The organism is Streptomyces hydrogenans (genome assembly GCF_014656075.1).
Classification (GTDB): domain Bacteria; phylum Actinomycetota; class Actinomycetes; order Streptomycetales; family Streptomycetaceae; genus Streptomyces; species Streptomyces hydrogenans.
The window spans coordinates 1-23,612 of the sequence record NZ_BNBS01000128.1 but is presented as its reverse complement, the minus strand read 5'-3'; the positions used below and the strand labels follow the sequence as shown (position 1 = coordinate 23,612).

At 73.2% G+C, this 23,612-nt stretch carries 24 protein-coding genes, 2 tRNA genes and 1 pseudogene; 10 read left to right on the top strand and 17 right to left on the bottom strand.

Annotated features, from left to right (window positions below; translation table 11 throughout):
• The 5 genes and pseudogenes from IE321_RS34355 to IE321_RS34335 all read right to left on the bottom strand — a co-directional run.
• Positions 1–345 (bottom strand): annotated as a pseudogene (locus IE321_RS34355) (HD-GYP domain-containing protein); the annotation flags it as partial.
• Between the two features lie 120 nt (positions 346–465).
• Entirely contained in the window at positions 466–801 is a 336-nt protein-coding gene (gene rsrA / locus IE321_RS34350) for a mycothiol system anti-sigma-R factor (RefSeq protein WP_043225005.1), read from the bottom strand.
• Positions 798–1,454, bottom strand: coding sequence for a sigma-70 family RNA polymerase sigma factor (locus tag IE321_RS34345; RefSeq protein ID WP_030758313.1), 657 nt, complete (start codon positions 1,452–1,454; stop codon positions 798–800). Before IE321_RS34345 ends, rsrA begins: the two co-directional genes overlap by 4 nt.
• A gap of 251 nt (positions 1,455–1,705) precedes the next feature.
• The gene (locus IE321_RS34340) at positions 1,706–2,341 is read right to left on the bottom strand and encodes an alpha/beta hydrolase family protein (protein WP_190225774.1); all 636 of its coding nucleotides are present in this window, start codon (positions 2,339–2,341) and stop codon (positions 1,706–1,708) included.
• A 39-nt stretch (positions 2,342–2,380) separates the two neighbouring features.
• Complete coding sequence (locus IE321_RS34335; protein WP_190225773.1) at positions 2,381–3,196, bottom strand: SOS response-associated peptidase; 816 nt, start codon at positions 3,194–3,196, stop codon at positions 2,381–2,383.
• Between the two features lie 49 nt (positions 3,197–3,245).
• On the opposite strand from IE321_RS34335, the gene IE321_RS34330 reads away from it, so the two are divergent.
• The 4 genes from IE321_RS34330 (at position 3,246) to IE321_RS34315 (ending at position 6,729) form a co-directional block, all read left to right on the top strand.
• Entirely contained in the window at positions 3,246–3,929 is a 684-nt protein-coding gene (locus IE321_RS34330; RefSeq protein WP_190225772.1) for a M50 family metallopeptidase, read from the top strand.
• 20 nt (positions 3,930–3,949) lie between these two features.
• Positions 3,950–5,299, top strand: coding sequence for a 3-phosphoshikimate 1-carboxyvinyltransferase (gene aroA / locus IE321_RS34325; protein ID WP_043225011.1), 1,350 nt, complete (start codon positions 3,950–3,952; stop codon positions 5,297–5,299).
• Positions 5,300–5,302: 3 nt separating this feature from the next.
• Positions 5,303–6,313, top strand: a complete 1,011-nt coding sequence (gene rsgA, locus IE321_RS34320; protein ID WP_043225012.1) for a ribosome small subunit-dependent GTPase A — start codon at positions 5,303–5,305, stop codon at positions 6,311–6,313.
• Positions 6,314–6,405: 92 nt separating this feature from the next.
• Positions 6,406–6,729, top strand: coding sequence for a DMT family transporter (locus IE321_RS34315; RefSeq protein ID WP_043225014.1), 324 nt, complete (start codon positions 6,406–6,408; stop codon positions 6,727–6,729).
• Here IE321_RS34315 and IE321_RS34310 read toward each other — a convergent pair.
• Positions 6,621–7,256, bottom strand: coding sequence for a TetR/AcrR family transcriptional regulator (locus tag IE321_RS34310; protein ID WP_190225771.1), 636 nt, complete (start codon positions 7,254–7,256; stop codon positions 6,621–6,623). The genes IE321_RS34315 and IE321_RS34310 overlap by 109 nt on opposite strands.
• A 169-nt stretch (positions 7,257–7,425) precedes the next feature.
• Here IE321_RS34310 and hisN point away from each other — a divergent pair, with 169 nt between their 5' ends.
• From hisN to IE321_RS34295, 3 genes are all read left to right on the top strand, one after another.
• Positions 7,426–8,238, top strand: a complete 813-nt coding sequence (gene hisN, locus IE321_RS34305; protein ID WP_190225770.1) for a histidinol-phosphatase — start codon at positions 7,426–7,428, stop codon at positions 8,236–8,238.
• 139 nt (positions 8,239–8,377) lie between these two features.
• On the top strand, positions 8,378–8,764 hold the full coding sequence (locus IE321_RS34300) for a CBS domain-containing protein (RefSeq protein WP_043225018.1): 387 nt from the start codon (positions 8,378–8,380) through the stop codon (positions 8,762–8,764).
• Between the two features lie 148 nt (positions 8,765–8,912).
• Entirely contained in the window at positions 8,913–9,332 is a 420-nt protein-coding gene (locus tag IE321_RS34295; protein ID WP_043225020.1) for a Fur family transcriptional regulator, read from the top strand.
• A 116-nt stretch (positions 9,333–9,448) separates the two neighbouring features.
• On the opposite strand, the gene IE321_RS34290 is transcribed toward IE321_RS34295, so the two are convergent.
• From IE321_RS34290 to IE321_RS34275, 4 genes are all read right to left on the bottom strand, one after another.
• Positions 9,449–9,522 (bottom strand) — tRNA-Met (locus tag IE321_RS34290).
• Between the two features lie 48 nt (positions 9,523–9,570).
• Positions 9,571–11,601: a tetratricopeptide repeat protein gene (locus tag IE321_RS34285; RefSeq protein ID WP_190225769.1), complete on the bottom strand. Its 2,031-nt coding sequence runs from the start codon at positions 11,599–11,601 to the stop codon at positions 9,571–9,573.
• Between the two features lie 203 nt (positions 11,602–11,804).
• Positions 11,805–11,878 (bottom strand) — tRNA-Met (locus IE321_RS34280).
• A gap of 43 nt (positions 11,879–11,921) precedes the next feature.
• A complete protein-coding gene (locus IE321_RS34275; RefSeq protein ID WP_190225768.1) occupies positions 11,922–14,828 on the bottom strand; it encodes a UPF0182 family membrane protein in 2,907 nt (968 codons plus the stop codon).
• A 135-nt stretch (positions 14,829–14,963) separates the two neighbouring features.
• On the opposite strand from IE321_RS34275, the gene IE321_RS34270 reads away from it, so the two are divergent.
• Positions 14,964–15,503: a PPA1309 family protein gene (locus tag IE321_RS34270; RefSeq protein WP_043225024.1), complete on the top strand. Its 540-nt coding sequence runs from the start codon at positions 14,964–14,966 to the stop codon at positions 15,501–15,503.
• A gap of 34 nt (positions 15,504–15,537) precedes the next feature.
• Here IE321_RS34270 and IE321_RS34265 read toward each other — a convergent pair whose 3' ends face one another.
• From IE321_RS34265 to IE321_RS34255, 4 genes are all read right to left on the bottom strand, one after another.
• A complete protein-coding gene (locus IE321_RS34265) occupies positions 15,538–16,626 on the bottom strand; it encodes a YlbL family protein (protein WP_190225767.1) in 1,089 nt (362 codons plus the stop codon).
• A gap of 84 nt (positions 16,627–16,710) precedes the next feature.
• Entirely contained in the window at positions 16,711–16,923 is a 213-nt protein-coding gene (locus IE321_RS42415) for a hypothetical protein (RefSeq protein WP_226651350.1), read from the bottom strand.
• Positions 16,924–17,239: 316 nt separating this feature from the next.
• Entirely contained in the window at positions 17,240–17,701 is a 462-nt protein-coding gene (locus IE321_RS34260; protein ID WP_043225069.1) for a molybdenum cofactor biosynthesis protein MoaE, read from the bottom strand.
• A gap of 80 nt (positions 17,702–17,781) precedes the next feature.
• A complete protein-coding gene (locus IE321_RS34255; RefSeq protein ID WP_190225766.1) occupies positions 17,782–18,891 on the bottom strand; it encodes an SDR family oxidoreductase in 1,110 nt (369 codons plus the stop codon).
• A 190-nt stretch (positions 18,892–19,081) separates the two neighbouring features.
• On the opposite strand from IE321_RS34255, the gene IE321_RS34250 reads away from it, so the two are divergent.
• Both IE321_RS34250 and IE321_RS34245 read left to right on the top strand, forming a co-directional pair.
• A complete protein-coding gene (locus tag IE321_RS34250) occupies positions 19,082–20,536 on the top strand; it encodes a zinc-dependent metalloprotease (protein ID WP_190225765.1) in 1,455 nt (484 codons plus the stop codon).
• On the top strand, positions 20,533–21,054 hold the full coding sequence (locus IE321_RS34245; protein ID WP_190225764.1) for an NUDIX hydrolase: 522 nt from the start codon (positions 20,533–20,535) through the stop codon (positions 21,052–21,054). The genes IE321_RS34250 and IE321_RS34245 overlap by 4 nt, the downstream gene beginning before the upstream one ends.
• 52 nt (positions 21,055–21,106) lie before the next feature.
• Here IE321_RS34245 and IE321_RS34240 read toward each other — a convergent pair whose 3' ends face one another.
• The 3 genes from IE321_RS34240 to IE321_RS34230 all read right to left on the bottom strand — a co-directional run.
• Positions 21,107–21,862 carry an AIM24 family protein gene (locus IE321_RS34240; protein ID WP_043225036.1) on the bottom strand — a complete coding sequence of 252 codons (756 nt, stop codon included), beginning with the start codon at positions 21,860–21,862 and terminating at the stop codon, positions 21,107–21,109.
• 19 nt (positions 21,863–21,881) lie between these two features.
• Positions 21,882–22,562 carry an AIM24 family protein gene (locus IE321_RS34235; RefSeq protein ID WP_190225763.1) on the bottom strand — a complete coding sequence of 227 codons (681 nt, stop codon included), beginning with the start codon at positions 22,560–22,562 and terminating at the stop codon, positions 21,882–21,884.
• Between the two features lie 14 nt (positions 22,563–22,576).
• On the bottom strand, positions 22,577–23,612 hold a 1,036-nt coding region (locus IE321_RS34230), incomplete at its 5' end, for an AIM24 family protein (protein ID WP_190225762.1).

Below are 23,612 nucleotides of genomic sequence, written 5' to 3'. Positions count from 1 at the left end.
GGCGGCGCGCCAGGCGCGGCGCCAGCCGGCGGGTGGTTCCTCGACCCGGGCGAGGAGGCCGCCGGGCAGCGCGGTGAGCGCGGCGGCGGCCGGGGGCAGCAGCAGGGCGGCGGCGAGGAGGACCGGGTAGAAGGAGCCGGTGCCCATGGGGACGGAGCCGCCGAGGCCGCGCCCGAGGAGGCGGCAGCGGGCGGGCAGCTCGCAGAGCGCGTACAGGGCGGCGAGGAGGCCGGCGGTCGCCCAGGGGGTGGGCGACGGGGGGAGGAGCGCGGGCAGGGCGCACGCTCCGGCGCCGAGGGCGGCGCAGACGATGTACGCGCGGGCCGTTCGCGGGAGGGGCTTCACGACCGTCACGCGGTCACGCTAGCGAGGACGGCGGCCGCTCATGGCGGGCCGCCGTCGATTCCTACCATCGGGTGATACAAGCTGACGGGTACGTGGGCGGTGTCCCGCACACCCGTGCGGTCACTCCTGGGTGGCCGGGGTCTGCGTGGCCGGGGAGACCGGGGTCTCGGGGGCGACGACGTCCTGCTCGGGCACCAGGTGCCCGGCGCGGATGAGGTCGATCCGGCCCATGACCTTGGCGCGCAGGTCGGTGGGGACGTCATCGCTGCCGCAGCAGCGCTTGACGAGCTTCTTCACCGCCTGCTCCAGGCCGTACTTCTCCAGGCACGGCGAGCACTCCTCGAAGTGCACCTCGAACTTGGTGCACTCGCCGTCGGGCATCTCTCTGTCGAGGAACTCGTAGAGATGGTCCAGGACTTCCGAGCAATCCGTCTCGTGCGGGTCTCCGCAGCTCATGAGTCCGCGCCTTTCAGATCCTTGGACGACTCTCCGGCGCCGGCGGGGACGAGGCCTCGCTCGCGGGCGTAGTCCTCGAGCATGCCGCGGAGCTGGCGGCGGCCCCGGTGCAGGCGGGACATCACCGTACCGATGGGGGTCCCCATGATGTCGGCGATCTCCTTGTAGGCAAAGCCCTCGACGTCGGCGAGGTAGACCGCGATGCGGAACTCCTCGGGGATCGCCTGGAGCGCCGCCTTCACGTCCGAGTCGGGCAGGTGGTCGAGCGCCTGCGACTCGGCGGAGCGCAGACCGGTCGACATGTGCGACTCGGCGCGGGCGAGCTGCCAGTCCTCGATCTCCTCGGCGGCGCTGCGCTGGGGCTCACGCTGCTTCTTGCGGTACGAGTTGATGAAGGTGTTGGTGAGGATGCGGTACAGCCACGCCTTGAGGTTGGTGCCCTCGCGGAACTGGTGGAAGGAGCCGTACGCCTTCGCGTAGGTCTCCTGCACCAGGTCCTCGGCGTCCGCGGGGTTGCGCGTCATCCGCAGCGCGGCCGAGTACATCTGGTCGAGGAAGCCGAGGGCGTCCCGCTCGAAGCGCGCGTTGCGCTCCTCGGTCGTCTCCTCGGGGCCGTCGTCGGTCCCTGTGTCGGTCCCAGTGACCGGACCCACCTCCTCCAGCGCGGTGACGGGGCCGGTGCCGGACCCGCTCGTCTCGGAGGATAGACGAGGAACGGCTCCGCCCGCCGCCCGAACGGGGGCGGCCTTGGGGGCGGGCAGCACGGTCCAGTCGAGCTCCGCGGACCTGACCCGCTCCGGGCAGATGGTCGAACCCATGCGACGGACTCCCTCTCTCGCTTCTCACACCGACGCTCTGCACAACAGTCGCCCCGGCCCCGGCATTCCCGGGCCCCCGGTGGGTTTCAGCGCAAGGCGGCGAGCCAGTCGGCGACGCTCCCGACGATCCGCGCGAGGGCCTCGTCCCGGCTGACCGGGGCCCGCTTGGGGACGGCGAAGCCGTGGTCGCCGTACGGGACCTCCACGAGTGCGTACGTGCCTCCGGGCGGGAACTCGGCGGGCTTGCCGAAGGGGTCGTTGCCGCCCTGGACGACCAGCGTGGGCAGCCCGGTCCCGAGGAGTTCGGCGGCCCGGGAGCTCTCCGGCCTCCCCGGCGGGTGGAGCGGGAAGCTCAGCGCCAGGACGGCGGCGGCGCCGAGCTCCGCGCCGGTCCGGCAGGCGACCCGGGCGCCGGCGCTGCGGCCGCCGGCGACGACCGGGAGCCCGGGCTCCGCGAGGGCGGGCCACAGGCCGCGCCAGCCGGTGTCGAGGGTCTTCGGCGCGGGCGCGACCTTCTTGCCAGCGACCCGCCAGGGCTGCTCGACCAGGGCGACGGTGACGCCGCGGGCGGGCAGGGCGGCGGCGAGGGCGGCCAGGTCTCGGGCCTCGATGCCGCCGCCGGCGCCGTGGCCGAGGGCGAGGACGCGGCGGGCCCTCGGAGCGGGGTGCCAGGTGATGCGGGCCTCACCGGCGTCGGTGGGCACGGTCTCGATCTTCGTCACGTCCCCATCCTGCCGCCCGGGGCCCGCGCCGGGCGGCGTTCAGAACAGCGTGCCGATCTCCGGCCCGGCCAGTTCGGCGAGCAGCTCGGGGCCGTTGTTGCGGACGTTGCTGACGGCGGTGGCGACCGGGAAGGCGCGCATCAGGCCCTCCGGCGGCGGGGCGAGCAGGGCGCGCAGCTCGTCGAGGCCGGTGGTGGCCGGGTCCAGCCAGGCGTCCCAGCGGTCCTCGGTGAGCATCAGCGGCATCCGGGGGTGGATCTCCGCGAGCGTGCCGGGTCCCTCGGCGGGTGCCACGCCGAGCGGGGCGGTCTCCGCCTCGGTGGTGACCACCGAGCAGGTGGCCCACCAGGCGGCCGGGTGATCGGGCGGCAGCGCGGGGTCGCGCCAGAACTCGTACAGGCCGGCCAGGGCCATGACCGAGCCGTCGGCCGGGGTCACGAAGTACGGCTGCTTGCGGGCCCGCTTCCGCTTCCCCTCGACCTCCAGGTCGCGCTCGGCCGCGCCGGTCACCCACTCGTAATAGCCGTCGGCGGGCACGATGCAGCGGCGCGACTGGAAGGCGCGCCTGAAGGACGGCTTCTCGTGCAGGGTCTCGGACCTGGCGTTGATCATCCGGGCCGCGCCCTCCGGCGACTTCGACCAGGACGGGACCAGTCCCCATCTCAGGGCGCGCAGCTGGCGAACCGGCCGCCGGCTCTCCGCGTCTTTCAGAGGGCGTTCGAGGACCACGTGGACCTCCTTGGTGGGGGCCACGTTCCAGTCCTGGTCCAGGGTCTCCGTCGGCTCCCACTTCTCGATCCCGAAGAGGTCGACGAGCTCCTCCGGCCTTCGGCCGGCCGCAAAACGTCCGCACATGCGTGCCACACTGCCACGATCCCCGAGCCCGAGAGGAGCGGACCGAAGGATGGACCTCTTCGCCCCGCAGGCCGCCCCCGCCGAGTGGCTGGTGATCGCCACCGGCGTCGCCGCGCTCGCCGTCACCGTGCCCCGCCGGACATGGCTGCTCGCACGCAACGCGATCACCATCGCCCACGAGGGCGGTCACGCCCTGGTCGCACTCGCCGCCCGCCGCCGCCTGGAGGCGATCCGGCTGCACTCCGACACCAGTGGCGTCACGGTCACCCGGGGCCGCCCGACCGGCCTCGGCGTCGTCCTCACCCTGGCCGCCGGCTACACGGCGGCCCCGCTGCTCGGCCTCGGCGGGGCGGCGCTGCTGGGCGCGGGCCGGGTCGCCGTGCTGCTGTGGGTGGCGACCGCGCTGCTGCTCGCCATGCTGGTGATGGTCCGCAACGCGTACGGGATCCTCAGCGTCGTCCTCACCGGCGCGCTCTTCGTCCTGGTGTCCTGGCTGGCCGCCCCGGACGTGCAGGCCCTCTTCGCGTACGCGGTGGTGTGGTTCCTGCTCCTGGGCGGGGTCAGGCCGGTCTTCGAGCTCCAGTCGAAACGCCGTCACGGCGGCGCCCCGGACTCGGACGCCGACCAGCTCGCGCGGCTCACCCACGTGCCCGCGGGGGTGTGGCTGGTCTTCTTCCACACGGTGTCCCTCTGCTGCCTGATCGGCGGCGCCACCTGGCTTCTCGGTCTGTGACACCCCCGTACAGTGAGGGCATGACCGCAGCTTCCCCCGCGCACCCCGATCCGTCGCACTCCGCCCCCGCCGGCCCGGACCTCTGGCCCGCCCCGTACGCGAGCGGCCCCGTCGACGCGACCGTGACCGTGCCCGGCTCGAAGTCGGTCACCAACCGCGCCCTGGTGCTCGCCGCGCTCGCCGCCGAGCCCGGCTGGGTGCGCCGCCCGCTCCGCTCCCGCGACACCCTCCTGATGGCCGAGGGCCTGCGCACCCTCGGGGTGCGGATCGAGGAGGGCGTGGGCCCGGACGGCACCGGGGAGGCGTGGCGGATCATCCCCGCCCCGCTGCGCGGCCCCGCCGCGGTCGACGTCGGCAACGCGGGCACGGTCATGCGCTTCCTGCCGCCGGTCGCCGCCCTCGCCGACGGCCCGGTCCGCTTCGACGGCGACCCCCGCTCCCACGAGCGCCCGCTGCACGGCGTGATCGACGCGCTGCGCGCGCTCGGCGCCCGGATCGACGACGAGGGCCGCGGCGCCCTCCCGATGACCGTGCACGGCGCCGGCGGCCTGGAGGGCGGGACGGTCGAGATCGACGCCTCCTCGTCCTCGCAGTTCGTCAGCGCCCTGCTGCTCTCCGGCGCCCGCTTCAACCAGGGCGTCGAGGTCCGGCACGTGGGCGGCCGGCTGCCGTCGATGCCGCACATCCGGATGACCGTCGACATGCTCCGCGCGGTGGGCGCGAAGGTCGACGAGCCGGAGCACGGCGGCGAGCCGGACGTGTGGCGGGTGACCCCGACGGCGCTGCGCGGCCGCGACCTGGTCATCGAGCCCGACCTGTCGAACGCCCAGCCGTTCCTGGCCGCCGCGCTCGTCACGGGCGGCCGGGTGACCGTCCCGGACTGGCCGGCCCGCACCACCCAGCCCGGTGACGAACTGCGCCGCATCTTCACGGAGATGGGCGGCGCCTGCGAGCTCACCGACGCCGGCCTCACCTTCACCGGCACCGGCCGGATCCACGGCATCGACGTGGACCTCGGAGAGGTCGGCGAGCTGACCCCGGGCATCGCGGCGGTCGCCGCCCTGGCCGACTCCCCCTCGACCCTGCGCGGGGTGGCGCACCTGCGGCTCCACGAGACCGACCGGCTGGCGGCGCTCACCCGGGAGATCAACGGCCTGGGCGGTGACGTCACCGAGACCGAGGACGGCCTCCACATCCGCCCGCGCCCGCTGCGCGGCGGGGTGTTCCACACGTACCACGACCACCGGATGGCGACCGCGGGCGCGATCATCGGCCTCGCCGTGCCGGGCGTGGAGATCGAGGACGTGGCGACGACGGCCAAGACCTTGCCGGACTTCCCGGGGATGTGGACCGAAATGCTCGGAGCCTGAACGATGCGGCGCTACGGCAAGCACACCGACGAGGACGACATCCGCCAGCGGCCCAACCGCAAGGGCACCCGGCCCCGGACCACCATCCGGCCCAAGCACGAGGACGCCGTCGAGGGCATGGTCCTCACGGTGGACCGCGGCCGGCTGACCTGTCTGGTCGAGGACCGGACGGTGATGGCGATGAAGGCCCGCGAGCTGGGCCGCAAGGCGGCCGTCGTCGGCGACCGGGTCTCCCTGGTGGGCGATCTGTCCGGCGAGAAGGACACGCTGGCCCGGATCGTGCGGATCGGTGAGCGGGAGTCGCTGCTGCGCCGCACGGCCGACGACGACGACCCGTACGAGCGGGTGGTCGTGGCCAACGCCGACCAGCTCGCGATCGTCACCGCGCTCGCCGACCCCGAGCCGCGCCCCCGGCTGATCGACCGCTGTCTGGTGGCGGCGTACGACGGCGGCCTGGAGCCCTTCCTGGTGATGACCAAGTCGGACCTGGCGCCCCCGGAGCAGCTCCTGGAGCTCTACGGCGACCTCGACATCCCGTACGTGGTGGTGAACCGCGAGGAGCTGTACGACGGCGGGGCCGCGGACCGGGTGCGGACCTTCCTGGACGGCCGGGTCACCGCCTTCGTCGGCCACTCCGGCGTGGGCAAGACGACGCTGGTCAACGCGCTGGTGCCGGAGGAGAAGCGGCGGATCACCGGCCATGTGAACGCGGTGACCGGCCGCGGCCGGCACACCACCACCTCGGCCCTCGCGCTGCCGCTGGAGGCGGCCGAGGGCTGGGTCATCGACACGCCGGGCGTGCGCTCCTTCGGCCTGCACCACGTCGACCCCGCCCGGGTCATCCACGCCTTCCCCGACCTGGAGCCGGGCACCGAGAACTGCCCGCGCGCGTGCAGCCACGACGAGCCGGAGTGCGCCCTGGACGCCTGGGTGGCGGAGGGGCACGCGGATCCGGCGCGGCTGTTCTCGCTGCGGCGGCTGCTCTCCACCCGGGAGCGCCGCGAGGGCGACTGACGGCCACCCGGGGGTGTTTACGTCCGCCCCCAGGCCGGTATGGACATATCCGCACAAGTGCGTGGAATCCGACCGGGTGGGAGGCAGGAACGATGGCGTGGCTGCTGGTGGTGGTCGCCGGGATCCTGGAGACGGGCTTCGCGGTCTGCCTGAAGCTCTCCCACGGGTTCACCCGGCTCTGGCCGACGATCGCCTTCGCCTGTTTCGCCCTGGGCAGCTTCGGACTGCTGACGCTCGCGCTGCGCAAGCTCGACGTGGGGCCGGCGTACGCGGTGTGGACGGGGATCGGGGCGGCCGGCACCGCCGTCTACGGCATGCTCTTCCTCGGTGACGTGGTCTCCACGCTCAAGATCGTCTCGATCTGCCTGGTCATCGCCGGGGTCATCGGCCTCCAGCTGTCCGGCTCCGCCCACTGACCCTCCGGCGGCAGCGCCGGGGCCACCACGTGGCTGACGGCGAGCCGCAGGGCCAGCTCGCAGCCGGCCTCCCACCGCTCCCCCGCGCAACGCGCGGTCGTGGCCAGCAGCTCCCCCGGCGCGGGCGGTCCGGCGTCGGCCCTGCGCTGCGCCGGTACGGGGGCGGGCGGGGCCCCCGGCCGGTGAGGGCGAGGGCGGCGGCGGCCCTCGGCCCAGTCGCCGGTGAGCAGCGCGCTGAGCAGCGGGCGGTCGCCGGCCCGGACGACGGTCCACTCGGCGACGGCCGCGAGGGTGCGCGCGGGCGGTTCGGGGGCGGCGAGCAGCCGGCGGGCGCCGTCGAGGTAGGCGTCGGCCTCCTGCCGGACGAGGGCGCGGGCCAGTCCTTCCTTGCTGCCGAACTCGTTGTAGAGGGTCTGCCGGGAGACCCGGGCGGCGACGGCGAGGTCGGCCATCCGGACGGCGGACCAGGGGTGGCGGGCCAGGGCGGTGAGGGCGGCGTCGAGGAGGGCCTCGCGGGCGGTCGGCATGGGCGCCTCCGGGCCGGACGGTGGTCCCCCAGCGTCGGCAGGCACGGGGGCGCTGTCAAGGGCGCGGGGGGCGCGCGGCCCGCCGGGGCGCGCACGGGACGCGGGACGTCCGCCGGGACGGGTGAGACGGTTCACCGGACGTCTTCCCGGCGACGCTAGAGTGCCGGGCATGGCCGATTACCACGATGACCTGCGTCTTGCCCATGCCCTCGCGGATGCCGCCGACGCGGCCACCATGGCCCGCTTCCGGGCGCTCGACCTCAAGGTCGAGACCAAGCCGGACATGACCCCGGTGAGCGAGGCGGACCGGGCCGCCGAGGAGCTGATCCGGGCGGGGCTCCAGAAGGAGCGGCCCGCGGACGCGATCCTGGGCGAGGAGTACGGCGTCGAGGGCTCCGGCCCGCGCCGCTGGGTGATCGACCCGATCGACGGCACCAAGAACTACGTGCGCGGGGTGCCGGTGTGGGCGACCCTGATCGCGCTGATGGAGGAGGGCGAGACCGGCTTCCAGCCGGTGGTCGGCGTGGTGTCGGCGCCCGCGCTGGGCCGCCGCTGGTGGGCGGCGAAGGGCCTGGGCGCCTTCACGGGCACGGGCCCGGAGTCGGGGACCCGGATCGGGGTGTCCCAGGTGGCCTCGCTGGCCGACGCCTCGTTCGCGTACTCCTCGCTGAGCGGCTGGGAGGAGCGGGGGCGGCTCGACGCCTTCCTGGACCTCACGCGCGCGTGCTGGCGGACCCGGGCGTACGGCGACTTCTGGCCGTACATGATGGTCGCCGAGGGCACGGTGGACCTGTGCGCGGAGCCGGAGCTGTCGCTGTGGGACATGGCGGCGGTGGCGGTCGTGGTGCAGGAGGCAGGCGGCTCGTACACGGGCCTGGACGGGCGGCCCGGCCCGCACAGCGGGAACGCGGCGGCCTCCAACGGGCTGCTGCACGAGGCGCTCCTGGGGCACCTGGGGTACGAGGAGACGCCGGGCGCCTGAACGCGCCCCCGCCCGCCCCCGGGGGCGCCTCGCGCGCCCCCTTGTCGGCCCCCTCCCCCGGTGCGACTCTGGGAGTCCCCCACTTGTGCATTTGTGAACCGCCCCGCGCGGGCGGTTCGCCGAGGAGGTGGCTCCGTCCATGCTCGTCCGTGACGCCATGAGCACGGTGGTCCTCACCGTCGGTCCCGCCCACACCCTCCGACAGGCCGCCCGGCTGATGTCGGCCCGCCGCGTCGGCGCGGCCGTCGTCCTCGACGGCGACACCGGGATCGGGATCCTCACCGAGCGCGACATCCTGAACTCCCTCGGCCGGGACGAGGACCCCGACCGCGAGACGGCCGGCTCCCACACCACCCACGAGGTGGTCTTCGCCGCGCCCGGCTGGACCCTGGAGGAGGCGGCCGGGGCGATGACCCGCGGCGGCTTCCGCCACCTGGTCGTCCTCGACGGCCTCGGACCGGTCGGCATGGTCTCGGTCCGCGACATCATCCGCTGCTGGCTCCCGGCCCACAGCGTGGCCGACTGAGGCACCCCACCGCCGGGACCGGCCCCGGGAGCCGCTCCCGGGCGCCCGGGAGCCCGCCCACCGGCACGTCGTCGGGCGTGTCCACCGGCGCGTCCACGGGCCGGAAGCCCGCTCCGCCCCGTTTCCGCCCGCTGTTACCCTGGCCCTCATGAGCGACCTGTTGGAACGACTGCGCGGACGCGGCTGGCGGATGACCGCACAGCGCCGCGTCGTCGCCGAGGTCCTCGACGGCGACCACGTGCATCTCACCGCCGACGAGGTGCACGCCCGCGCCGTCGAGCGCCTGCCCGAGATCTCCCGCGCGACCGTCTACAACACGCTGGGCGAGATGGTCACGCTCGGTGAGGTCATCGAGGTCGCCACCGACGGCCGGGCCAAGCGGTACGACCCCAACGCCCACCGGCCGCACCAGCACCTGGTCTGCGCCGGCTGCGGCGCGATCCGGGACGTCCACCCGGCGGGCGACCCGCTGCGGGACCTGCCGGCCGGGGAGCGCTTCGGCTTCACGATCTCGAACGTCGAGGTCACCTACCGGGGCCTCTGCCCGAACTGCGCGACCAAGGCGTAGTCGGCCGAGCCGAGGGCGCCCCCGCGGGGGCGCCCTTTTCCGTACCACCGCGGCGCTCCCGGGAACGCCGAAGGCCCGGATCGTCTGGAGACGATCCGGGCCTTCGTGCTACTGAGTAGCGGGGACAGGATTTGAACCTGCGACCTCTGGGTTATGAGCCCAGCGAGCTACCGAGCTGCTCCACCCCGCGTCGGTGAACCCAACCTTACGGGACCCGTGGGACAGGAGCAAATCGCTTCTAAGCCGTGAGCTCCTGGTGGAGCGCCTCACTGAGCCGCGCCGCCCGCTCCGCGACCTCGGCGGGGCCGAGCTCCACGGCGCGGGCGCACCACTTGCGGCCCTCGGACAGCTCGCCCCGGACGGCGGCGAGCAGGGCGAGCCGGAGCGCGGCGCGGCCGTGCCCGGCCCGGGCGGCCCGGGTCCACCAGAGGGCGGCCTCGCGCTCGCTGCCCTCGCGGGCGAGGAGCAGGCCGAGGTTGAAGGCGCCGTTGCGGCTGCCGGCCTCGGCGGCCTCGCGGTACCAGCGGTCGGCCTCGGCGAGGTCGCCCCGGCCGGCGGCGAGCATGCCGACCCGGACCTGGGCGCGCCGGTGGCCCTGCTGGGCGGCCCGCTCGTACCACTCCTCGCACTCGGTCTTCTGGTCCACGGGCGCGCCGAGGACCACCGGGCCGGGCTCGGGGCGGCGGGCGTCGAGGAGGGTGGCGAGCCGGAAGGCCGCCTCGGGGCTGCCGCCGCCCGCGGCGCAGCGCAGGTGCCGCTCGGCGGTCCGCTCGTCGCCGTCGCGCAGGGCGGCGATGCCGACCTGGAGGGCGGCCTCGGTGTGCCCGGCGGCGGCGGCCCGCTCGTACCAGGCGAGCGCGGAGCGGTCGTCGTCGCGGCCGGCGTGCAGGATGCCGAGGTTGAAGGCGGCGTCCACGGAGCCGGCCTCGGCGGCCTTGGAGAACCACGGCTCGGCGCCGCCCGCGTCGCCGGCCTGGAGGAGCAGCACGGCGAGGGCGTTGGCGGCCTCGCGGTGGCCCGCGTAGGCGGCGCGGCGGTACCACTGCTCGGCCTGCGGGAGGCGGTCCTGGGCGGCGCAGAGCAGGCCGAGGTTGTAGGCGCCGTTGACGTCCCCGGCGTCCATGGCCGCGCGGTACCAGCGCTCGGCGGTCTGCTGCTCGCCGCGGGCGGCGTGCAGGGCGCCCAGCGCGTTGGCGGCGTTGCCGTCGCCGTCCTGGGCGGCGCGCAGCCACCAGACGGCGGCGCTCTCCTCGTCCCCGGCGTCGCGCAGCAGGAAGCCGAGGGCGCAGGCGGCCTTGGCCTCGCCCTCCTTGGCGGAGCTGAGGTACCAGCGCCCGGCCTCCTTCAGCTCGCCCCGCTGTTCCAGGAGGGCGCCGAGGTGCAGCGCGGCCCTGCGGTGCCCCCGGGCGGCGGCCTGCCGGAACCACTGCTCGGCCTCGCCGAGCGGGCCGGCGGACGCGGCGGCCCCGGTCCGGGGCGGGAGGACGGCCGGCGGGAGGTCCTCTCCGGTCCGCGCGGGGTCGGCCGCGCGGAGCCGGCCGGCCGTGTCGTACGCGTGGCCGACCCGGCCCGCGGCGGCGGCGGGCCCGTAGGCGTGCGGGCCGCGGAGGGTCTCGGTGGCGCGCCGCTCCAGGGCCAGGGCGAGGCGGTAGGCGGCCTCGCGGTGGCCCTGCTCGGCGGCGGCGCGCAGCCAGCGCTCGGCCCCGACGTCGCTGCGGTGCTCCAGGAGGTCGGCGAGGGCGTAGGCGCCCAGGGCGTGGCCCTGCTCGGCGGCCTGGCGCAGCCAGTACTCGGCGGCGTGCTCGTCGCCGCGCTCGCCGTGGTGGCGGCCGAGGGCGTGGGCGGCCGGGGCGGAGCCGACGACGGCGGCGACCCGCCACCAGCCGGCGGCCTCGTCGGGGTAGCCGCGCTGGTGCAGGAGGACGCCGAGGTTGTTGGCGGCGGCCCGGTCTCCCTCGGCCGTGGCGCCGCGCAGGAAGGGCTCGGCGGCGTCGAGGTCGCCGCGGCGCAGCAGGAGGGCGCCGAGGGCGCTCATGGCGTCGGTGTCACCGCGCTCGGCGGCCCTGCGGTGCCGACCCTCGGTCTCGGCGTCGGACTCGGTCTCGGTGTCCGGGCCGGAGTCCGGGAGGGACCCGGTCCTGGCGGCGGTGTCGACGGTGGCATCGACGGCCGGCACGGCCTCGATGATCTCGTCCGCGGCATTTCTGGCATGCCGCTGCACAAACCGCCCTGTCTCCAACAGAGTTGCCCTGTCCCCCATAAATACCATCGTCGCACCACCCACAACCCGCGCACACCCGGTATACCGCAGCCCTTGAGGTCACCTCAGGCGTTTTGTCGACATGCCCACAGAGAGACAAGTCAAACACGCCACGCCTCAACTCGCCCCTTCCGTACCGCTCTTCGGTGCCCCTCGTCACCCCGACACGCGACGAGGGCCCGGATCCTTATGGATCCGAGCCCTCGTGTCAGTAGCGGGGACAGGATTTGAACCTGCGACCTCTGGGTTATGAGCCCAGCGAGCTACCGAGCTGCTCCACCCCGCGTCGGTGAAGTAACACTATCACGACGCGGGGTGAAGCCCGCAGGTCAGCTGCCGGAAGCGCCCTGCGGCTGGATCTTGGCGCCCGCCTCGGCCGCCTTCTGGAGCGCGGCCTGGAGGTCCTCCTGGGCCTTGCCGTAGGCCGCCCAGTCGCCCTTGGCGAGGGCCGCCTCGCCCGCGTCGTACGCCTTCTGGGCGTCGGCGATGGCCTGCTTCAGCGCCGCGTCCGCCGAGGCCGGCGGCTGCGGGGTGGTCGGCGGCTGCTCGGTGCCCGGCGGGGTCGTCGGCGGGGTCGTGCCCTCCACCCCGAAGACCGCGTTGAGGGCGTCCGTGAGGTTGTTCTCGAACACCGTGGTGTCCTTGGTGGTGTCGCCGTCCGGCTGGTCGGCGTCCACGTACGAGACCGCGACCTTCTTCAGGAGCGGGTAGAGCGCGTTCCGTCCCTGGGCGTAGACCGGTTCGACGTACAGGAACCCGCCGTCGAGCGGCACCGTGAGCAGGTTGCCGTACTGGATGTCCGAGTCGGCGCCCTTCATGTCGCGGACGAAGGTGGCCACGTCGGGCAGACCGTTGAGCTTGCTCTGGACCTGTGCCGGGCCGGGCACGTCCTCGGTGACCCGGAGCAGTCTCAGCCGGCCGTACTCCTTGCTGGTGGCGTCGGCGTCGACCGCCATGAAGCCGCCCAGGTTGGGACGCCCGTTGGGGGTGAACGTCGTGGTCAGCGAGAAGCGCTGCTCCGCGTCCCCGGGCATCTTCATGCTCAGGTAGTACGGCGGCACGGCCACGTTGTCCTTGTTGGTCGGGTCGTCCGGCACCTGCCAGGCGTCCGAGCCGCTGTAGAACTGGGCCGGGTCGGTGACGTGGTAGCGGGTCAGCAGCTCGCGCTGGACCTTGAACATGTCCTGCGGGTAGCGAAGGTGCTCCAGCAGGTCGCCCTTCACCTCGGACTTGGGCTTCACCGTGTCGGGGAACGCCTTCATCCAGGTCTTGAGGACCGGGTCCTCGGTGTCCCACTGGTAGAGGGTGACCGTGCCGTCGTAGGCGTCGACGGTGGCCTTCACCGAGTTGCGGATGTAGTTGACCTGGTTCTGCTGGGCGACGACCGCGCGCTGCTGGTTGCCGACGGTCAGCGAGTCGGCCGTGGTGTCGCCGAGCGTGGTCCGCGAGGCGTACGGGTAGCCGTTGGTGGTCGTGTAGGCGTCCACGATCCACTGGATCTTGCCGTCGACGACCGCCGGGTAGGCGTCGCCGTCGATGGTCAGCCAGGGGGCGACGGCCTCGACGCGCTGCTTGGGCGTGCGGTTGTAGAGGATCCGCGAGCCGTCGCCGATGGCTCCGGAGTAGAGGATCTGCGGCTCGCTGAAGGCCACCGCGTAGGCCGCGCGGTTGAAGGCGCTCTCCAGGCTGACCCCGCTCTTGCCCTCGTAGCTGGTGGTCTTCTCGCCGTTCTCCTCGTAGTCCAGCTCCTTCTGGGGGCCGCCCACGATCGAGTACTGGTCGGTCTTCTCGCCGTAGTAGATCTTCTGCTGGTACTTCCCGAGGTCACCGGTGGTCGGCAGGCCCGACTCGGTGAAGACCGGGGAACCGTTGGCGTCGGTCTGGGTGCCGCGGGCCATGATGGCGCCGTAGCCGTGGGTGTAGGTGAAGTGGTCGTTGATCCAGTTCCGCTTCGGGATGCCGCGGATGTTCAGCTCGCGCAGACCGATGACGACGTCCTGGCCCTGGTAGCGGTCCACGTCGAGCGTCGTCGGGAACTGGTAGTACTTCCGCTTCTGCTCCAGCTGCTGGAAGGTCGGCGAGACGATGTTCGGGTCGAGGACGCGGTAGGCGGCCGCCGTGTCGGCGTCCGCGCGCAGCTTGTCCTTGGCCTTGACCGTCGACTTGCCCGAGTAGTTCTCCAGCTTGGTGTCGTCGATCGCGTACGCCTTGCGGGTCGCGTCGATGTTGTTCTGGATGTACGGGGCTTCCTTGGCCTGCTCGTTCGGCTGGACCTGGAACTTCTGCACGATCGCCGGGTACAGGCCGCCGATCAGCACGGCGGAGAGCACCATCAGGCCGAAGCCGATGACCGGCAGCTGCCAGGTGCGGCGCCACAGGGTGGCGAAGAAGAGCACGGCGCAGATGACGGCGATGCAGAAGAGGATCGTCTTGGCCGGCAGGTAGGCGTTGGCGTCGACGTACCGCAGGCCCGTCCAGTTGCCGGTGGCCTTGAAGTCGCTGGACTTCACCGCCAGGCCGTACCGGTCGAGCCAGTACGCCACGGCCTTCAGCGCCACGAAGACGCCGAGCAGCACCGAGAGGTGGCCGGTGGCGGCGGCGGTGGCGCGGGCACCGGGGCTGGTGACGCGCAGTCCGCCGTACAGGTAGTGGGTGATCGCCGCCGCGATCAGGGAGAGCACCACGGCGGCGAAGCCGAAGGCGAGGAGGAAGCGGTACCAGGGCAGGTCGAAGGCGTAGAAGGAGACGTCCTTGCCGAACTGGACGTCCTTCTCACCGAAGTCCACGCCGTTGATCCACATCAGCCAGGTGCGCCACTGACCGGAGGCGGAGGCGCCGGCGATCAGGCCCACCAGGGCGGTGACCGCGAGCAGCACCCACTTCTTGAACGGGGCGACGCCCATCCGGTACCGGTCGAGGCTCTGCTGCTCCAGCGACATCGCGCTCAGCGGCGGCCGCAGACGGTACGCCAGCCAGATGTTGAGGCCGACGGCCAGGGCCATGAGCAGGCCGAAGACCGCGAACAGGCCGATCTTGGTCCACAGGGTGGTGGTGAACACGGACGAGTAGTGGACCGAGCGGTACCAGAGCCAGTCCGTCCAGAACCCGGCGAACATCACGAACGCCATGGCCAGGACGGCGAGCACGCCCAGTGTCATCAGCAGGGTGCGGGCCCGCCGGGACGGCCGGCCGACTCTGATCCTTGGCCCGGACGGGCTTCCGCCACGGTCCGGCATCTGGAAAGCCAACGTGCGCCCCTCGGTGTTGATGCGTCGGAAAGCGGGCCCCGCGATCGTAGGGCCCACAGATGCAACTTACCGACGCTTTACCTAGTTCCCGTCTCGGGGGGAAGAGGAGGCAGGATATTGGTCATGTCCAACGTTTCCCCCTCGGGCCCGCCGATGGCCTCCAGTCCCCTCACCCGCGCGGTGCTCGAGATCGACGAGTACGCCTCGGGTCTCGGCTGGGACCGGCCCGCCCGCCTCTTCGCCCTGGTCGACACCGCTCGGCTGCGGGCCCAGGCCCCCTCGCTGAAGCTCGGCGAGGACACCACCGCCTACACCCCGATCGAGCAGGAGGAGATCCCCAAGGGCAAGCCGCTCGACGAGTTCCTCGGCACCATCGCCTGGCCGGACGGGGTCGCCGGCTGCGCCCTGACGGTGGAGCGGCTGATGCTGCCGCCGTCGGCGGAGGCCCAGGTCCCCAAGGACCTGAGCGGCGCCAAGCTGAACAAGTGGGTGGCCGGCCACCCGGACCGCCAGGAGGTCCGGATGACGGTGGCCGTGCTGCGGACCGGCGCCCGGGAGGCGGCGATCCGGCTGCGCGAGAAGGACTCGCCGACCGAGGTGCTGACCGGCCCGGACCTGGTGCCGGGGCTCGCCGACGCGCTGGCGGCGACCTTCGAGGGCTGAGTCGTACGGGGCGCTGGGCCGGTCGCGTACCGGCTCAGCCCTTCGAGCAGCTCGGCAGGTTCGCGGTGTCGCCCTTGCGGAGCTTCTCCAGGGACGCCGTCGCGTCGGCGATGGTGTCGACCTTGACGAGGGTGAGCCCGTCGGGCGTGTCGCCGGCGGCGGTGGCGCAGTTGTCGGCGGGGGTGAGGAAGTACTCGGCGCCCGCGTTCCGCGCGCCGACCAGCTTCATCTGGATGCCGCCGATCGGGCCGACCTTGCCGTCGTCGTCGATGGTGCCGGTGCCCGCGACGAACTTGCCGCCGGTGAGGCTCTCCGGGGTGAGCTTGTCGACGATGCCGAGCGCGAACATCAGGCCGGCGCTGGGGCCGCCGACGTCGGCCAGCTTGATGTCGATGGTGAACGGGAAGACGTGGTCGGTGCCGGCCTGGATGCCGACGATCGCCCGGTCGCCCTCCTCGGACTTCGCGGTGGTGATGGCCACCTTCCGGGTGACGGTGGCCTCCTTGTGCGCCTTCTCGGCGGCGGCCGCCTCCTTGGCCGGGACGATGGTGAACACGACCTTCTCGCCCGGCTCGCGCTTGGTCACCTGCTCGGCGACGTCGGCCGGCTCGGTGACCTCCGCGCCGTCGACGGCCTTGATCACGTCTCCGGCGTGCAGGGTGCCCTCGGCCGGGGAGTCCTTCACCACGGAGGCGACGACGACCCGGGTGGTGAACGGGATGCCCAGCTCGTCGAGGGCGGCGACCTTCGCGCTCTCCTGCGACTGGCTGAACTCCTCCGCGTTCTCCTGGCTCGACTCCTCCTCCGTCTTCCCGTCCGGGTAGAGGGTGTCGTGCGGCACCACCACGTTGTCGTGGGTCAGCCAGCCGTAGACCGCCTCGACGGCGTTCATCTTGTAGTCCGCGCTGGTGACCCTGACCGTGGTCATGTTGAGGTGGCCGTCGGTCGGGTAGGTCTTGCGGCCGGAGATCTGGAGGACCGGTTCGCCGCGGGCCTCGCCGAGCGTGTTGACCGTGGGGCCGGGGCTCATCTCCGAGTACGGCACCGGGATCAGGACGCCGGCGATCAGCAGGCAGATCAGGACCAGGGTGGAGGCGAGCATCGTCGCGGTGCGGCGTGGCATGGAACGACAGTACGGGACTCGCCTGTGCGCGCACCCCTGGGGCGGGTCCGTACGGGACACGGCCGGGGCGGCGTCACCGGGCCGTCAGGACTCCGCGGGAGCGGCCTCCGTCACCGGACGGAACGGAGCGGAATCGGGGGCGGTGGGGTGGGCACGCTCCATGGCGTCCCGGAAGCGGGCGTAGCCGGCGAGCTCGGCCACGTCACCTATGGTCTTGTTCCTCTGGACCCAGCTTCCCCATATCGCCGCGCCGACGACTGCGAAAAGCGGAATCAGCAACCAGGCCAGCGCTGCCATCCCGACCTCCCATCCCCAGTGAGTTGATCAGCAGATTATTCATCTGTGCCACCAACGCTCGGGCCTGGGGGTCGGTTACGCAAATCGGGCGTTCGGCTACGCGGTGTCGGCGCGTCGCCTTGCGCCCCGTCGAGGCCGTGCCCGCCCGATCGGGCGGGCGTCCGCCCTCCCCCGGACCGCGTCCGGGGGGTCCTCCATACGGGGGAGGCGAAGGCTCGGCAGGCGCCGACCCTCCCCCATCCCGGGGCGAGGGCTCAGCAGGCGCCGACCCTCCCCCAGACTCCGTCCGGGGGGACCCCCATCTCGGGGCGAAGGCTCAGCAGGCGCCGACCCACTCTTCGGTGCCGTCCGAGAAGGTCTGGTGCTTCCAGATGGGGACCTCGTGCTTGAGGTCGTCGATCAGCTTGCGGCAGGCTTCGAAGGCCTCGCCGCGGTGGGGGCAGGAGACGGCGACGACGACCGCGAGGTCGCCGACCGTCAGGTCGCCGACACGGTGGACGGCGGCCAGGGCGCGGACCGGGTAGTTCGCGACGACCTTCTCGGCGACCCGGCGGAGCTCGGCCTCGGCGCTGGGGTGGCAGGAGTAGCCCAGCCCGTCCACGTCGGCCCCGCCGTCGTGGTTGCGCACGGTGCCCACGAACAGGGTCGTGCCGCCCGCGGCGGCGTCGCCGACGGCCCGGAAGACCTCGTCGACCGAGAGCGGGGTGTCACGGATCGCGAGCAGCTTGATCGGGTCGTCCGCTGCCTGCTCACCGGGGTGGTCGTGCGTCGTGGTCATGCCGTCCATGGTGCCGCACGCCGCCGACATCCCGGAATAGCGCTTTCGACCGGTGGACCGGGACCCTCCGTAGGAGGGTCCTACAGGCCTCGCCGCTTCCGCATCTGCCGCACCAGGGCCGCGGTGCCCAGCAGGGCCACCGTGGCGCCCGCCGCGCCCGCCGCCGTGGCGTCCTTGCGGCCCAGTCGGCGGCCCGCGACCGTGTGCCGGCCCTGGACCTCCTCCAGGAGCGCCGCCAGGACCTCCTCGTTCGTCCACTTCGGCCGCCAGCCCGCGTCGTGGAGCCGGCCGACGCTCACCACCCAGGGGTGCATGGTGTAGGCGAGGTCCCCGGCCGGGGACGGGGTGAGACCGATCCGGTGCAGCCGCGCGGCGGCGCCGAGGGCGACCGCGGAGGGCAGCTCCATGCGGCGGATCCCCGACAGCTCCTCGACCTCCTCCTGCTCCAGCCAGCCCTCGCAGCCGACCGCGAACTCGCCCTCGACCTTCTCCAGGGCCGCGTACTCCAGGGCGCTGACCAGGTCGTCCACGTGGCAGAACTGCCAGGTGGGGCGGGAGCCGGCGACGACGAGCAGCCGGGGAGACTCGAAGTAGCGGGTCAGCGCCGTGTCCGTACCGCCGACGAGGACGGCCGGACGGACCACGGTCACGTTGAGGCCCGGGTGGGCGCGGGAGCCGCGGCGGCCGAGCCGCTCGATCTCAAGGAGGTCGCCGACGCCGGTGGCCTCGGCGGTGGCCCGCAGCTCGGCGTCCTCGGAGAGCGGGATGTCGTTGTCGGGCAGGGCGCCGTAGACCATCGTCGAGGTGCACAGGACGACCCGGTGGACGCCGGCCGCGGCGGCCGCGGTGAGGACCGTCTGCGTGCCGCGCACGTTGTAGGCCGTCCGGGCGGCCGCGTCGGTCTCCAGGTCGAGGTCGACGGCGAGGTGCACGACGACGTCGGCGCCGCGCAGCTTCTCCGCGATGGCCGGATCCCGCACGTCGAGGACATGCCAGGTCGCTTCCGGCACCTCGCCCCGCCGCTCGTCCAGGGCGATGACCTGCCGGACCTCCTCCGAATCGGCGAGACGCCTGGTCAGCAGGGCTCCGACGCCCGTGGCGGCGCCGGTGACCGCGACGACGGGACCGCGCGCCGCGGACCGGGTTGAGGTGTTTCGCGCTCCGCGAACCTGCGGATCTGGGGAACTCACCGACCGACTCCAGTGGTTGTCTTCAGTACGTACGGGGATGACGCGTACGTACCAGGTGGCGTCCATCCTGCCGCAGGGCACGGCCCGGCGGAGACTTGAGCCCATATCCGACCCGGATGTCTACGCTGGTGTTGTGCAGCGGGCAGTCGCCACCGGCAGGAGCCGGTGGCCCTAGGAGCCGAGGAAACCTGTGAGTGACACCCCATTCGGATTCGGCCTTCCGCCGGAGGAGCCGGAGGACGGCGACGAAGGAAAGAAGAAGGACCCCGCCGGAGGTGGCCAGGGGTCCGGTGGCCAGGGCGGCGGCAACCCGTTCGGGGCCAACCCGTTCGGTTTCGGCGGCCTGCCCGGCATGGGCGGCGGCCAGGGCGGCGCGGACAATCCGTTCGCGGCGATGTTCGGGTCGATGAACCCGACGGACCTGGGCGCGGCCTTCCAGCAGCTCGGGCAGATGCTCAGCTACGAGGGCGGTCCCGTGAACTGGGACATGGCCAAGCAGATCGCCCGCCAGGTGGTCGCCCAGGGCACCGCCGACGGGGTGAAGGACGCCAGCGTGGGCCCGGCCGAGAAGTCCGCGGTCGAGGAGGCGGTGCGCCTCGCCGACCTCTGGCTCGACCAGGCCACCTCGCTGCCCTCCGGGGCGAACGTCGCGGTGGCGTGGAGCCGTGCCGAGTGGGTCGAGGCGACCCTCCCGGCGTGGAAGGAGCTGGTGGACCCGGTCGCCGAGCGGGTCGGCAACGCCATGGGCGACGTGCTGCCGCAGGAGATGCAGGCCATGGCGGGCCCGCTGATCGGCATGATGCGGTCCATGGGCGGCGCCATGTTCGGCCAGCAGATCGGCCAGGCCATCGGCGCGCTCGCGGGCGAGGTCGTCGGCTCGACCGACGTCGGCCTGCCGCTCGGCCCGGCCGGCCGGGCCGCGCTGCTCCCGCTGAACGTGGCGTCCTTCGGCAAGGACCTGGGCGTGCCCTCCGACGAGGTGCGGCTCTACCTGGCCCTGCGCGAGGCGGCCCACCAGCGCCTCTTCGCGCACGTGCCGTGGCTGCGGGCGCACCTGTTCGGCGCCGTCGAGTCGTACGCGCGCGGGATCAAGGTCGACACCTCGAAGCTGGAGGAGGCCGTCTCCCAGCTCGACCCGACCCACCCCGAGCAGCTCCAGGAAGCGCTCCAGTCCGGCATGTTCCAGCCGCAGGACACGCCCGAGCAGAAGGCGGCCCTGGCCCGTCTGGAGACGGCGCTCGCGCTGGTCGAGGGCTGGGTGGACGCGGTGGTCCACGAGGCCGCCAAGACCCGGCTGACCTCGGCGGACGCGCTCCGCGAGACGCTGCGCCGGCGCCGGGCCACCGGTGGTCCGGCCGAGCAGACCTTCGCCACCCTGATCGGCCTGGAGCTGCGTCCGCGCCGGCTGCGGGACGCCTCCCGGCTGTGGGCCTCGCTCACCGACGCGCGGGGCGTCGACGGCCGGGACGGCCTGTGGGAGCACCCCGACATGCTCCCGACGGCGACCGACCTGGCCGACCCGGACGGCTTCGTGCACCGCGAGCACCTGGACTTCTCCGAGCTGGACAAGATGCTCGGCGAGGCGGCCCAGGGCGACCGGCCCGAGGACGGCGACGACAACGGGAACGGGGACTCCGGGAAGTGAGCCTGCACGACGACGCGGTCCTCGTCCTCAAGGGGTACGAGGGCCAGCCGGAGCTGCGCGAGCTCTACCTGGAGCATCTGGCGGCCCACCCGGACGGCATGTACAAGCCGTGCGGGGCGGGGCACCTCACCAGCAGCGCGCTGGTGATCGACCCCGCGCGCGGGCGGGTGCTGCTCACCCTCCACAAGAAGCTCGGCATGTGGCTCCAGATGGGCGGCCACTGCGAGGAGGGCGATCCGACGGTCGCGGCGGCGGCGCTGCGCGAGGCCACCGAGGAGTCGGGGATCACGGGTCTGACGCTGCTGCCCGGCGGGCCGGTGCGGCTGGACCGGCATCCGATCCCGGCGCCCTGCCACTGGCACCTCGACGTGCAGTACGCGGCGCTGGCCCCGGCGGACGCGGTCGCGCAGATCAGCGAGGAGTCGCTGGACCTGCGGTGGTTCGGGTACGACGAGGTGGCCGGGGTCGCGGACACCTCGGTGGTGCGGCTGGTGGAGGGCACGCTGGCCCGCCTGTGAGCGGACGTGCGAAGGCCCCCCGGTCTCCCGGGGGGCCTTCGCGCGTTCGCGGTCAGTTCCAGGCGTTGTTCTGGTTCTGGCCGTGGGCGCCGTGCTGGCCGACGCCGAACTGGGCGGCGGCGCCCTGTCCGATCACCGCGTTCTGCGGGGGCATGATCTCGCTCGGCTGGACCAGGGCGAAGCCCTGGCCGAGGAAGCTGAGCTCCCAGCCCTCGCCGGTGTTGCCGCGGCGGCTGCGGACGCTGCTGTTGTGCGTCTGGGCCTGCATCTGGACCCGCAGCGAGGTGGACCAGGCGACGATCGCGTCCGCGTCGGCGCTGACGTACTTGTCGGGCGTGACCTGGAGCATCAGCGGCTGGCCGGAGGTCATGAGGGCGACCTTGCCGCGGCCGGTGATGTTCAGCTGGTACTTGCCGGTGCCGGAGACCCCGTACTGGCTGTCGACGGCGATGACCTCGGTGTGGAGGCTCGTGTCGAGCGCCAGCACGTAGGAGCTGTCCACGGTGAGGCCCTCCTGCTCGACCTCGATGACGTGGATGTACTGGGCGAGGTTGGCGAAGTAGACCGTGCCCTGGCCGGAGCAGCGCATCAGGTCGAGGCCCTCGCCGGTGCGGGCGCGGGCCTGCCGCTGGGAGCTGGACTGGTACTCGCCGTCGAAGTCGACCAGGCCCTGGTAGGCGACCATGGCGCCCTTGCGGGCGAGGACGTCGTCGTGGCCGGTGAGGCTCACCCGCAGCAGCTGCGGGTTCTGGATGACGTACCGCTCCTGGCTCTGCTGCTCGGCGTGGTTGAAAAGCGGGCTCTGCATGATGTGTTCTCGCTCCCCCTCAGCCCCGGACCCGCAGGCGGTCGCTGCTGTCCTCGCTCGGCTGTACGACGACGATGCCCTGGCCCGAGAAGGCCATCTGGTATGCCTCGCCGCTGCCCCGCCCGATGAGGGAGGACGCCTTGAAGCTGCGCTTGCCCTTGACCTTGAGCGCCGGCGACCAGGCGACGAGCGCGTCGGGGTCGACGTACGTCTCGTCCTCGCCGCGGCCGCAGTCGACGACGATCGGGGTGCCGCGCGAGGTGAGCGCGACCCAGCCGGTGCCGGCGATCCCCACGTTGAACAGGCCCTGACCGGCGAACTTGGCGAGGCCCTTGACCCGCTCGACGCCCCACTGGAGGTGGGCGTCGAAGGCGAGGAGGTTGGAGCCGTTGACCGAGATCGCGTCGTTCTGGAGGTTGATCACGACGACGTCGGCGCCGTAGTCGGCGAGGTAGAGCAGGCCGTCGCCGACGCACTTCATGATCGGCGCGCCCTCGCCGGTGGCCCATTCCTTGGCGACCTGGCGGACGGCGGGCGGGTTGGGCTCGTAGCTGATGAAGCCCTCGTAGGCGACCATCGAGCCGGACCGGGCGTAGAGGTCCTGGCCGGTGGCCATGGCGACCTTGAGCATGGTGCGGCCGTGGTTCTCCATGCGGGCCGCGATGGGGGTCGGGGCATAGCCCGCGAGCTGCTGGTTCATGGTGTCGGGCTCCCTCAGACCTCGTACGGCTGAACGACGATGAAGTTGCCGGGGGCGCCCCGGAACTGGAGGTTCACGGTCTCCCCGCTGTGGCCGGGGTAGGCGTTGCGCCGGAGCCGGACCTGGCTGGAGAGGATCACCTGGGAGGCGGCCGACCAGGCCACGACCGCGTTGCAGTCCGCGAAGGTCGTCGGGGTGACCGGCAGGACCACGGGGACGCCGTGGGTCTTGACGATCACGGTGCCGGTGCCCTGGAACTGCATGGTGAACAGGGCGCCGCCGGGGATGCCGTGGCCCTCGATGCGGCGGACCTCGTACTGGAGGGACTCGTCGAAGGCGAGCACGTTCTCCGCGGAGACGCAGATGGCGTCGCCCTGGAGCTCGATCGGGTGCAGATGGGCGCCGTTCTCCGCGAGGAAGACCTGGCCGCGGCCGGTGCAGCGCATCAGCTGCATCTCCTGGCCGGTGGCGTTGCCCACGATCCGGCCCGCGAAGCCGGCTCCCTTGTAGGAGAAGTCGACCTTGCCCTGGTACATGACCATGGAGCCCTGGCGGGCGAGGACGGGCGTGCCGCCCATGGCCAGGTCGACCCGCATGAGCTGCTGGTTCTGCGGGGTCCAGCGGGCGCCGGTGGCGGTCTCCTTGAACGGGGCGAGCGCGGCGGCGAGCCCGGCGCCGGCCGCGGGCGCGCCCTGGGGGACGCCCTGCGGGGGCATGCCCGGCGGCATCCCGGGCTGCTGCCCGTAGGGGGCCGGCTGGCCGTAGCCCGGCTGCTGGCCGTACGGGGCCTGGGGCGGCTGGCCGTACGGGGTGCCCGGCGGCGGGGTCTGGCCGGGGATCTGCCCGTAGGGGGCCTGCGGCGGCTGGCCGTACGGGCCGGCGGCGGCCGGGACGGGGGCCGGAGGCGGCACCGGGGCCGGGGCGAGCGGCGCGACCATCGTGGGCTGGGTGTGCACGGGCTGCGGGGTCGGCGGCGCCGAGGACGGCTGCTCGCCGTAGCCGGGCTGCGGGGCGCCGTAGCCGGGGGCGGGCGCGGGCGCCGGGGCGGCG